Raw genomic sequence first — 11773 nt, 5'->3', positions numbered from 1 at the left:
GTCAGTTCCGGACGGTCCAGCTTCGTCACTTCACGGCTCACGAATTGCGAGAGACCCGTGTCGGCTGCCGCTTCGATCTTCTCGACCGTTGCGCTGCCGCCTTCTGCTGCGACCGGGTCGAAACCGGTCGTGCGGACCGTGATGACCTTGATCGGGTCAGCCGATTGCACCGTCGCGATCGCGTTACCCGCGTAGATCGGGCGCTCGAACGTATCGGTGCTTTCCACTGCGGTGATGTCGCTGATCTGTGCGACGTCGAGCTTCGCCGCGATACGCGGCGCGATGTTCTTGCCGTAGGCCGTCGCCGGCGCAAGGATGTGCGTGTAGTCCTTCGCGATGTTCAGCACCGTCGCTTCGACGCTTTCTGCCAGGCCCGCTGCCAGTTGCGGCGCGTCGGCCAGCAACACCTTGCTCACGCCTGCAATCTTCGCTGCCGCATCCGCCGCAGCCTGCGCGTTGTGCCCTGCGACCAGCACGTGAATATCGCCACCAATCTTCTGCGCGGCGGCAATCGTGTTCAGCGTCGCGGCCTTGATCGACGCGTTATCGTGTTCAGCAATTACCAGATTCGTCATTTCGTCCGTCTCCTTACAGCACCTTGGCTTCGGTCTTCAGCTTCTCGACCAGCGTCTTCACATCCGGCACCTTCACACCGGCGGAGCGCTTCGGCGGCTCGACGACTTTCAGCGTCTTCAGACGCGGCGTCACATCAACGCCGAGGTCTTCCGGCTTGATGACTTCCAGCGGCTTCTTCTTCGCCTTCATGATGTTCGGCAGCGTCACGTAGCGCGGCTCGTTCAGGCGCAAGTCGGTCGTGATCACAGCGGGCAGGCTCAGCGACAGCGTTTCGGCGCCGCCATCCACTTCGCGCGACACCGTCGCCTTACCGTCGGCCACGACAACCTTCGAAGCGAACGTGGCTTGCGGAAGGTTAGCCAGCGCAGCCAGCATCTGGCCGGTCTGGTTCGAATCGTCGTCGATGGCCTGCTTGCCGAAGATCACCAGCTGCGGCTGTTCCTTGTCGACCAGCGCCTTCAGCAGCTTGGCGACCGCCAGCGGCTGCAGATCTTCGTTCGACTCGATCAGGATGGCGCGGTCCGCGCCGATCGCCAGCGCCGTGCGCAGCGTTTCCTGCGACTGCGTCACACCGGCCGACACGGCGATCACTTCAGTCGCCACACCCGCTTCGCGCAGACGCACCGCTTCTTCAACCGCGATTTCGTCGAACGGATTCATCGACATCTTCACGTTCGCGATGTCGACGCCCGTGCCGTCCGACTTCACCCGAACTTTCACGTTGTAATCGACCACGCGTTTCACTGCTACCAACACTTTCATTTAATCTCCTCGTCTATCCAGCTTGCATCGGAAAAAATCACGGCTTCAGTTGCCGCCAATGCCTGAACATCATTGAGTCACCTTTCAATTCCGCAACGATCAGTTCCGCCTGTCACTATCCGACCTGTTCACACCGGCACCGCTACCTGTCAGATCACCTTACCCGGATTCAGGATGCCGTTCGGGTCGAGCGCCGCCTTGATTGCCATCATCGCCGCCAGCTCTTCAGGCGAGCGCGATACGGCCAGAAACTCTCGTTTGAGCAGACCAATGCCGTGCTCTGCGGACACCGAACCGCCATAAGGCTTCAACATGTCATAAACAAACGCGTAAATCGTGTGATGCGAAACCTCCGGCACAGACCGCCCATCGACTGTGAGGTGCAGGTTCGAATCGCCGATGTGGCCGAAGAAATAGGACACGTTGCCCGGCCATGTTTCGTCGAGCGCGACACGGCAACGGGCGACAAATTCGCCCAGCACGCCTGTGGGCAGGCTAACGTCGAAATTCACGGGATCCAGTTTCACCGGAAACTCCGCGGTGCATTCGCGGATCGCCCAAAGCGCCTCGGCGTCGCCAACCGATTGCGCAATCACCGCATCCAGAATCACGCCCTCCTCAAGCAGCTCATCGAGCACGGCAGCGAATGACTCACCGTCATCGGCCGCGTCGAAGCTCGCGTGCTCCACCAGCGCGTAGAGCGGGTAGGCCTCGGCGAACGGCGAGCGCCCGCTCGCGGTCAGCGATACGCCGAAGTCGAAAAAGTCAGACCACATGAGCTCGAACGCGCTGATGTCGCTCCCAAACTGGGCTGACAGCCGCCGCAGCAGTTCCACCGCCTTGTCATACGCGTCGAATGCGACGAGAACCGTGTGCCGTGCGGCGCGTTGCCGCCTTAAGCGCAGCACGGCGCGCGTAATGACCCCCAGCGTGCCCTCTGACCCGATAAACAGGTGCTTGAGATCGTAGCCGGTGTTGTTCTTCACCATCTTGTTCATCGAACTGAGGATGGCGCCGCTCGCCAGCACGACCTCGAGTCCGAGGACCTGCTCGCGCGCGGTCCCCGACTGGATGACCCGGTTGCCCCCGGCATTGGTCGCCAGATTGCCGCCAATCTGGCAGGAACCGCGCGCCCCCAGGTCGAGCGCCAGTTCGAAACCGGCTTCGGAAGCCGCCTCCTGGGCGGTTTGCAAGGTCGTGCCGGCCAGCACGGTCATCGCCGCCGAAGCGGTGTCGATCTCTTCGATCCCGGCCATCCGGTCGAGCGACAGTGCGATATCGGATGCCCGGGGAATAGCACCTCCCGACAGCCCAGTCATCCCACCTTGCGGGACCACCGTCTGGTGCGCTTCATTGCAGATAGCCAGCGCCCGCGCGACCTGCCCCACGGTGCACGGCAGGAGCAATGCAACGGGCCGCGTCGCGGCATGCTTCGTCCAATCCGTCATTGAGCGTTCGCCGATCGCCGCCCCCACCCGCACACCATCTTCGCCAAGCGCTTCACGTAGTGCCGCCAGCGTGTCATCAAAGGGAGCGTTGTTCATACCGCCGCTCCTGCGCATGACGTGAAAACGAAGCCATCTGAAAGCGGAATCGAAAGGTACATGTAAACACTCCTGAGGGGATTTTCGTTGGTGTGACATGCTGTATATACCGCATAAATTCAAACCGCAATCATGGGTAAACGATGCAGCAAAAACAGGCAATTCGCAAAAAATTGCGGTATATACTGCGTCACATCGAACCGGCCGGCGCCGACGGTACGACCCCTACAGCGTTTTTCTATCCCTCAGGAGAAATCCCATGAACAAGATGGCAGGCTGGAAGAGTTGTGCAGTGACTTTGGCGTTGTGTGCGGCAAGCGTGGGCGCCCACGCGGACGACCTGGCCAACGTGCACAAGGCCGGTGAACTGGTGGTCGGTACGGAGATGCAGTTCGCGCCGTTCGACTTCCTCGAGAACGGCCAGCAAGCCGGCTTCAACAAGGATCTGTTCGCCGAAATTGGCAAGGAACTGGGCGTGAAGGTGCGTTTCATCGACCTGCCGTGGCCGAGCGTGTTACCCGGACTGGAAGCGCACAAGTTCGACATGGTCGGCGGCCCGCTGACGGTGACGAAGGCCCGTGCGGACCGCTACGCATACACCCTGCCGATTGCCGACGCAACCGACGCGCTGCTCAAGCGCACCGGCGACACGTCCCTCAAGCAGGCGTCGGATATCGCCGGCAAAACGGTTGGCGCGGGCAAGAGCACGGCACAGTACGAACAGCTGAAAGTCTGGGCTGCGACCCTGCCCAGGCCACCCGAAATCCGCGAGTACGTCGACTTTAATCAGGCCTACTCCGATCTCGCTGCCGGCCGCATCGTCGCCGTGGCGAACTCGGTGACCAATATCGCCTACGTCGCAAAACAGCGGCCCGACACGTTCGCCGTCATGCAACCGTCGTTCGGCGCGAAGGTGTACTACGCCTACTGCATGCGCAAGGACGAAGACAGCAAGACGCTGCTCGCCGCGTTCGACGCCGCGCTTGTCAAGATGAACAAAGACGGACGTCTCGCAGCCTTGCAGAAGAAGTGGCTTGGCGTCGCAATGGACACGCCGAGCACGCTGCCCGCACCGAATTATTGAGCGAGCCACACCGGTGTTCGCGCGTGTGCGGCGCAGAGCCTGCCGCACACGCCTGCCCGACCTTTCGCCCCCTATTTCAGACGCCCCCGCCATGTTCAGCCCGATTGTTTTTGCGCAAGCGTTCCCCCTGTTGCTCAAGGCGGCCCTTGCAACCGTGGGAATCTCGCTCGCCGGTCTTGCGATCGGCTTTTTCCTGGCGCTCGGCGTATGCGCCGCACGGCTTTCCGCCCACCCCGTCACACGCGCGTGCGGAGGAACCTATGTGTTCTTTTTCCGCGGCGTACCGCTGCTCGTGCAACTGCTTCTGGTGTACTACCTGCTGCCCTTTGTGGGCATCAACGTGCCGCCTCTCGTCGCGGCAATCAGCGCAGTTTCGCTGTGTTCCGCCTCGTACGTCGCGGAAATTCTCCGTGGCGGCTTTCTGAGCATTCCGCCCGGCCAGATGGAGGCCGCCCGCATGCTGGGTATCCGCCCGTTCGACATGCTGCGGCGCGTGGAGATACCCCAGGCGTTCCGGCTCACCCTGCCCTCGCTCGCGAACGAAATGGTGCTGCTGATCAAGGCATCGTCGCTGATCTCCGTGGTCGGCGTCGCTGAAATCACTCGCACCGCGCAGAACATCGCCGCCGGGACCTATCGCCCACTTGAAGCGTATCTGGCCGCCGGGCTGATCTATTTTCTGATCAACGGCACGCTGGCGGCGCTTGCTCATCTGGCCGAACACCGGCTACAGGCATGAGGCCATAAGATGAAACAGTTCGATCTCACCGTCATCACGCACAACCTTCAGCCGATACTCTCGGGGCTCGCCTACACCATCGGCACATGGACTGCGGGCGTGCTCATCGGCATAGCGATAGGTTTCATCATCGCGGTCCTGCAATTGTTCGGCAGCCGCTGGCTGCGTGCACTGCTGCGCGCCTATGTCGAGTTCTTCCGCGGCACGCCGTTTCTCATCCAGCTCTTTCTGCTCTACTACGGCGGTCCATCATTCGGTCTGACACTCGAGCCGATGACGGCTGGTGTCGTCGGGCTTGGCCTCTATAGCAGCGCCTATTTTGCAGAGGCATTCCGCTCGGGATTCCGCTCAGTGCCGAAGGGTCATCTCGAAGCGGCGCAATGCCTCGGCTTGTCCCGCCTGCAGACGGTGTGGCGCGTTCAACTCCCGCAGATGCTCGTGCTGATCGTGCCCGCGCTCACCAACCTCACCATCGTGCTGAGCAAGGAAACGGCCGTCCTGTCGATCGTCACCGTCCCTGAACTCACCTTCGTCCTGACGGGGATCGGCTCAGCGACGTTCGCCTTTATGGAAACGCTGCTCGTGCTGTGCGTCTGCTACCTCGTGCTGGTCGAAACGACGTCACGCGCCGGCACATGGGCAGAGACACGGCTTGCCCGCTTTTACGCCTGACAGGGATTCCCAGCCATGAATGCCATTACTGATATGCCTACCAGTCCTATCCCGAACGCCACGCCTCCCACGCGCCAACCCCTGATCCAGGTGCGTGAGCTCGGCAAGCAGTATGGCGAAAACGAAGTGTTACGCGGCGTCGACCTCGACATCGCCAAATCCGAAGTGGTCTGCGTCATCGGCCCGTCCGGATCGGGCAAGAGCACCCTGTTGCGTTGCGTCGCGGCGCTGGAGACCTATGACCAGGGCGAGGTGCTGATCGAAGGCGAACTGCTCGGGTACACCGACCGCAACGGTCGCCGCACGCGGGCCTCGCAGGGCGAGATCAACCGCGTTCGGCGCAACGTCGGCATGGTGTTCCAGCAATTCAACCTGTGGCCGCACATGACCGCCCTCGGCAACGTCATGGAAGCCTTGCAGCGCGTGCGCGGCCAGTCGCGCGACGAAGCGAAGCGGCGCGGCATGGCGATGCTGGAGACCGTGGGTCTTGCACACAAGGCCCACGCCTACCCGGCCAAACTTTCGGGCGGCCAGCAGCAACGCGTCGCCATTGCACGCGCGCTGGCGATGGAACCGCACATCATGCTGTTCGACGAGCCCACTTCGGCGCTTGATCCCGAACTGGTCGGCGAGGTGTTGCAGGTCATGAAACAGCTCGCCCGCGACGGTATGACGATGATGGTGGTCACCCATGAAATGGGCTTCGCCGCCCAGGTCGCCGACAAGGTGGTCTTCATCGATCAGGGACGCATCGCCGTCCAGGGATCGCCGCACGAGGTCTTTCATGATGCAGCCCAGCCGCGCCTGCGGCAATTTCTGCAGAACTACTTTGATCGCAACGCGTTCTGGACGCGAAGCAACGATACGGAGCCAGCATGACCCCTACCGATGCGCTCATTGACGCCCTTCGCCCCGAAGTGTGCGCATTGCCCGCCTATAACGCGGGGTTGTCCGCGAGCCATGTGCGCGAGCAGTTCGGTGTGACACGCATTGCCAAACTCGCCAGCAATGAAAATCCGTACGGCGCGAGCGCACGCGTGGCCGATGCGCTGGCGCAGGCGCTGGTCGACGGCATCGCTGTTTATCCAGACCCAGCCTGTGGCGTGTTGCGGGCCGCACTGGCGGCACGTCTTCCCGTCGATGCCGGACAACTGGTGGTCGGCAACGGCTCCGAAGATCTGCTGTCCGTGGCGTCACACACGTTTCTTGCGCCTGGCGACGAGGTGGTCACCGTCGTGCCGTCGTTCGGACTGCACGTCATTTGCCCACAAAGCGTCGGCGCGACCGTGACGACCGTTCCGATGCGCGGCCTCGAATTTGACGTTGACGCACTCTGCGCAGCGCTCACACCCAACACGCGGATGCTGCTGGTGAGCAACCCGTCCAATCCTGTCGGCTGTGCGATGGATGGCGCGCAGATCAAGCGCCTGCTGTCCTGTGTGTCGCCCGGCACACTGGTCGTCTGGGACGAAGCGTACTACGAGTATGCCGTCGCCACGCCGGGTTATGCGGACTGCCTGGCATTGCTGGCGGAATCCGGGTTGCCGTGGCTTGTGCTGCGGACGTTTTCCAAAGCGTATGGACTTGCGGGGCTGCGGATCGGGTACGGCATCGCATCGGACTCGCGGCTCGCTGACCTGATGAACCGGGTGCGTACGCCATTCAATATCAATCACCTCGCTCAGTGCGCCGCGGTTGCGGCCTTGTCCGACCCTGAGCACGTCGCCGCTAGCGTTGCGCACGTGACCAGTGAACGCGAGGGGATGCGCGCATCGTTGCTCGCGCTCGGCTATATGCCGGCGCGCTCATGTGCGAACTTTCTGTTTTTCGACGCCCATGAGGATGCGGTCGCGCTGTCGCAGCGGCTACTGCGTGAAGGCGTGATCGTCAAACCATGGCGGGAAACAGGCTACGCGAACTGCCTGCGCGTCTCTATCGGCAGCCGCGACGACAACGATCTGTTTATTGAGGCGCTTACCCGTCTGGGCGCGGCACAGAGCAGAGGAATGCAAATTGAAATCCACTGAACGCAACCCACGCTCCTCGGCGAAGGAAGAGACAAACCAGGCGAGCGCCAGGGCGAAGCGCGCAGTGCAGCACGTCACCGCACCTTCGGATACGGCCAACGGGCCGGCCGTCGCCCGTTATGAGCGCGTCAAGACTTACGTCCGGACCACCATCGACGCCGGCACGTGGCGTTCGGGCGACCGCATTCCGTCCGAGTTAAGCCTGGTCGAAACACTCGGCGTTTCGCGCATGACGGTGAATCGTGCCTTGCGCGAACTGAGCGACGAAGGCCTGCTCACACGGCTATCGGGTGTCGGCACGTTCGTCGCCGAGAGCAAACCGCAATCCACGCTGCTGATGATCGCCCATATTGGAGACGAAATCCGCTCGCGCGGTCACGAATACAGCTTCAAAACCTTGCTGCAAAAACGGGAAACCGCGCCGGCCATCGTGTCGAACGCGCTGGGACTTGAGCTAGGTGCCTCGGTGTTTCACGTGATCTGCGTGCACCGCGAAAATGGTCTGCCGGTCCAGCTTGAAGATCGATATGTCAATCCTGCGGTGGCGCCGGCCTTTCTCGACCAGGATTTCAACAGCACACGCCCGTCTGCATATCTGTACAGCACCGTGCCGCTGGATGAAATCGAACACGTTGTCGATGCGGGCCTTGTCACGGCCACGGAGGCGCAACTGCTGGAAATCTCCAATGAGGAACCCTGCCTCACTCTGGTGCGGCGTACGTGGACAGGAGCTGTCGCTGTGACTTTCGCGCGCTTCGTTCACCCGGGTTCACGCTACCGGCTAGGTTGCCGCTTTGCTCCTGATGTCGCCCAGCGACACGGCTAGCTCTACCACGCTCTCCAATTCCTTGATATCGGACAATCAATCATGACGCAATTCAAGAATGTCATTACCCTCTTTCCAGGCGAAGTGAGACTCGATCAGTTGCGCCGGGTCTTGCGCGAATGCGCGCCGGTCGAGATCGATGCACGCGCGTTTCCCGGAGTCGAACGCAGCCATGCGGTGGTCGACGATGTGATTGCGCGTGGCGCGGTGGTCTATGGGATCAACACCGGTTTCGGAAAAATGGCGCAAACCGTCATTCCGTCGGACAAGCTGGCCGAGTTGCAAAAGAACCTTGTGCTCTCGCACAGCGTCGGCACCGGCGAACTTCTCGCCGACAGCACGGTGCGCCTGATCATGGCGCTCAAGGCCATCAGCCTTGCACGCGGCCATTCCGGCGTGCGCTCCGAAGCGATTCATGCGCTCGTGCGTCTGATCAACGCCGGCGTCTATCCGTGCATTCCGGCGAAGGGATCGGTCGGCGCATCGGGCGATCTGGCGCCGCTCGCGCATATGACCGCGGTGCTGATCGGCGTTGGACACGCACGCGTCGACGGCAAACGTGTCACTGCGCTCGAAGGATTGCGCCATGCCGGACTCGATCCGCTGCAACTCGGCCCGAAGGAAGGGCTCGCCTTCCTCAACGGTACCCAGGTGTCCACGGCGCTGGCACTGGTGGGTCTGTTCGCCGCGGAAGACGTGTTCGCATCCGCCGTGCTCGCCGGCGCGCTGTCGCTCGAAGCGATCAGGGGATCGCTCGCGCCGTTCGACAGCCGAATCCATGCGGCGCGTGGGCAGCCGGGTCAGATCGATGTGGCCGCGGCTTACCGGGCACTCCTCGAAGACAGCCCGATCGTTGCGTCACATCACGATTGCGGGCGCGTGCAGGATCCCTATTCGATCCGCTGCCAGCCCCAGGTCATGGGTGCGTGCCTGGACCAGTTGCGCCACGCCGCTGAAGTCTTGCGCATCGAAGCGAATGCGGCCTCGGACAATCCGCTCGTCTTTGCAGACGAAGGCGACGTGCTGTCGGGCGGGAATTTCCACGCTGAACCGGTCGCGATCGCAGCAGACGACATTGCGATTGCCATCGCCGAAATCGGTGCGATATCCGAACGTCGTCTCGCCTTGCTGCTCGATTCGAATCTGTCGGGCCTGCCGCCTTTCCTCGTCACCGACGGCGGCCTGCACTCGGGGTTCATGATTGCGCAGGTAACGGCCGCAGCGCTTGCGTCGGAAAACAAGTCGCTCGCCCATCCGGCCAGCGTCGACAGTCTGCCGACCTCCGCCAATCAGGAGGATCACGTGTCAATGGCGACCTTCGCCGCACGGCGCCTGGGCGACATGGCGGAAAACACCGCCGTTGTGGTCGGCATCGAAGCGATGGCAGCAGCGCAAGGCATCGAGTTTCATCGCCCGCTGCGTTCAACTCAAACGCTCGAACGTGTGATCGGGAACATTCGCGAGAACGTGGCCTTTTATGAAAAGGACCGTTTTTTCGCGGACGATATCGCCGCGATGAAAGCATGGGTGTCAGACTGCAAGGCGCCGGAAGCCGTTACCACTTTGCTGCCGAGTCACGTAATTGCTGAAGTCTGATTGCGCGCGACGACGACGACGCGTGCATGTCGTCGCCGTCGCGTTTTGACGTAAAAACGAGAAGAGAATATCCCATCCATCAGGGATGCCATATGGAAAAAATCCGCGCATTTGGTTCATCCACGCGCCGGCAGCTGCAAGTGCGTGACAATGATCAAGGCACGCGTTTCCTGCTGGTGTGGAGCGAGTCCGGCGATGGCGACGCGGTGCTCGCAACCAGCCGGACCTTTCGCACCATCCGCACGGCGATCTCCGAAGGCGTTGCATGTTTCGATACGCTGGCGGTGCGCCTGAAGTTGCCGTTGTCGGGTGTCGCGCATCGGACGAAGCACTTCTAGGCGCGTTGGTGGAGAGTGAACCAAACCGTGGGAGGCCATTTCCGTCGACTTGACCGCCGTCGTAGACGGCGCGACGGCGCCTGACCCGATGGGATACGGCGCTTGGAATCTGCGAAGTTTCTAACGACAAGAGCCCAGCGAGCCCCCCTGCGCGCTGGCCGTATCAGCTATGCTCGCGACGTTGCCAAACGATCGGAGTTGCTATGCGACTGATCATCGAGGCCCGCCTGGAGGGTGGGGAAACGAGTGAGACTGAAGCGACGATCGTTGCTGTGGTGGAACGAAAAGACCGGAGCGTCGCCGACCTGGGACTCATACTTGCCGAAGGTCGCGTCTTGCTCGCCGAGGTTCAATCGTTACTGGTGTCGGAGCAGACTGCCGGGTGGATGGAGAGCCAATTGGCTTGCCACCGTTGTGGCTCGATGCTGGCGCACAAGGACGCCCGGTCGATCGTGCTGCGAACCGTGTTTGGCAAGGTCGACGTGCCGAGTCCGAGGCTGTGGGCGTGCAGCTGCGCGGCAAAGCAAGGGCAACCGCGCCGCTCCGTGAGTCCGCTGTGCAAGGCCCGTTCACCAGCGTGTGACGCCGGAATTGGAGTACCTGCAGGCCAGCTGGGCCGCCCATCTACCCTACCGTCAGGCCACTGAGCTGCTTCGAGAGGTCCTTCCGCTGGACAAAGGGATTTCCTTCGGTAGTACTCGCCGTCGGATCCTCGCCATCGGTAGGGCGCTGGACGCGCAGATCGAGCGCGATATCGCGTCTGGACCAAAAGCGGTCGGCGGAGAGCAGCTTCGCGAATCGACCACCGTCGGCTGCGTGAGCGTCGACTCGGCGTGGCTGAGCTTCAGCAGCAGCCCAAAGAGCCGCAAGGCGGCGCGCGACCTTGCGGAGCTGAAATCGCCTTGGGCGCAGAAGTTGACGCGGGATCGACATGTCAACATCGTTGCGGGCCGTGCAACTCTTGCTGATCGCACCCCGCGTCTCTACGCGTACGTGCATAAGCTGGTGCCATCGGCGGCCGCGCGGCTGGACCAATTTCTCTTTGCAAGCGGCGTGGCTCCAGACGAGCGGGTCACCGTGATCAGCGATGACGCTGGCGAATTCGGCAAGGCTGTGGACGGCAGCCAGCTCGCCAGGGGAAGGATCCTGGACTGGTTTCACATCGCGATGAAGTTCAAGGCTGCCAGGAACTCGGTGTTAGGAAGCCAGACGATGGAGTCCCACGAGCGAATCGCTGTAGAGACAGAGATCGATCACGCCAGGTGGCTGGTTTGGCATGGAAAGGGCCGACAATCGGTGTCCCGCATCAAGGCCCTGGATGCCACGCTGTTGGCGAAGGAAGGCTATGAGCACTCGACGTTGTACTGGAACCTGCGCCGCCTGTACTTCTACATCGAGAACAACGCCGGTACGCTCGCGAACTATGGCATGCGCTATCACAAGGGGCTACCGATCAGCAGCAGCATTGCCGGGTCTGCGGTGAACCTGGTGGTCAGCCATCGCATGGCGAAGAAGCAACAAATGCGATAGACGGACGAGGGAGCGCACTGCCTGGCACAGGTCAGAGTTGCTGTTCTCAACGAAGAATTCTCGGTTAAGAAACTTGCCG

General features: G+C 61.8%; 11 protein-coding genes and 1 pseudogene. 9 read left to right on the top strand and 3 right to left on the bottom strand.

Going from position 1 to position 11773, the window contains the following annotated elements; genetic code table 11:
- From VFE81_RS11125 to VFE81_RS11115, 3 genes and pseudogenes are all read right to left on the bottom strand, one after another.
- Positions 1-575, bottom strand: a pseudogene (locus tag VFE81_RS11125) (electron transfer flavoprotein subunit alpha/FixB family protein); the annotation flags it as partial.
- Positions 576-588: 13 nt separating this feature from the next.
- Complete coding sequence (locus tag VFE81_RS11120; protein ID WP_325044645.1) at positions 589-1338, bottom strand: electron transfer flavoprotein subunit beta/FixA family protein; 750 nt, start codon at positions 1336-1338, stop codon at positions 589-591.
- Positions 1339-1487: 149 nt separating this feature from the next.
- Positions 1488-2882 (bottom strand): FAD-binding oxidoreductase, encoded by a 1395-nt coding sequence (locus VFE81_RS11115; RefSeq protein ID WP_325044644.1) that lies wholly within the window; start codon positions 2880-2882, stop codon positions 1488-1490.
- Positions 2883-3141: 259 nt separating this feature from the next.
- On the opposite strand from VFE81_RS11115, the gene VFE81_RS11110 reads away from it, so the two are divergent.
- The 9 genes from VFE81_RS11110 (at position 3142) to VFE81_RS11070 (ending at position 11694) form a co-directional block, all read left to right on the top strand.
- Positions 3142-3966, top strand: a complete 825-nt coding sequence (locus VFE81_RS11110) for a transporter substrate-binding domain-containing protein (RefSeq protein WP_325044643.1) — start codon at positions 3142-3144, stop codon at positions 3964-3966.
- A gap of 91 nt (positions 3967-4057) precedes the next feature.
- Positions 4058-4705, top strand: coding sequence for an amino acid ABC transporter permease (locus VFE81_RS11105; RefSeq protein ID WP_325044647.1), 648 nt, complete (start codon positions 4058-4060; stop codon positions 4703-4705).
- Between the two features lie 9 nt (positions 4706-4714).
- On the top strand, positions 4715-5377 hold the full coding sequence (locus tag VFE81_RS11100; protein ID WP_325044641.1) for an amino acid ABC transporter permease: 663 nt from the start codon (positions 4715-4717) through the stop codon (positions 5375-5377).
- A 15-nt stretch (positions 5378-5392) separates the two neighbouring features.
- On the top strand, positions 5393-6256 hold the full coding sequence (locus tag VFE81_RS11095; protein WP_325044640.1) for an amino acid ABC transporter ATP-binding protein: 864 nt from the start codon (positions 5393-5395) through the stop codon (positions 6254-6256).
- Positions 6253-7404, top strand: a complete 1152-nt coding sequence (gene hisC, locus VFE81_RS11090; protein WP_325044639.1) for a histidinol-phosphate transaminase — start codon at positions 6253-6255, stop codon at positions 7402-7404. Before VFE81_RS11095 ends, hisC begins: the two co-directional genes overlap by 4 nt.
- Positions 7391-8230 carry a histidine utilization repressor gene (gene hutC / locus VFE81_RS11085; protein ID WP_414695579.1) on the top strand — a complete coding sequence of 280 codons (840 nt, stop codon included), beginning with the start codon at positions 7391-7393 and terminating at the stop codon, positions 8228-8230. The genes hisC and hutC overlap by 14 nt, the downstream gene beginning before the upstream one ends.
- Positions 8231-8272: 42 nt before the next feature.
- Complete coding sequence (gene hutH / locus VFE81_RS11080) at positions 8273-9826, top strand: histidine ammonia-lyase (protein ID WP_325044638.1); 1554 nt, start codon at positions 8273-8275, stop codon at positions 9824-9826.
- 140 nt (positions 9827-9966) lie between these two features.
- Complete coding sequence (locus VFE81_RS11075) at positions 9967-10164, top strand: hypothetical protein (protein WP_325044637.1); 198 nt, start codon at positions 9967-9969, stop codon at positions 10162-10164.
- A gap of 579 nt (positions 10165-10743) precedes the next feature.
- A complete protein-coding gene (locus VFE81_RS11070) occupies positions 10744-11694 on the top strand; it encodes a hypothetical protein (RefSeq protein WP_325044636.1) in 951 nt (316 codons plus the stop codon).
- Positions 11695-11773 lie beyond the last annotated feature (79 nt).

It is taken from the genome of Paraburkholderia sp. (assembly GCF_035656215.1).
GTDB lineage: Bacteria > Pseudomonadota > Gammaproteobacteria > Burkholderiales > Burkholderiaceae > Paraburkholderia.
This window is presented reverse-complemented; position numbering and strand designations above follow the sequence as displayed.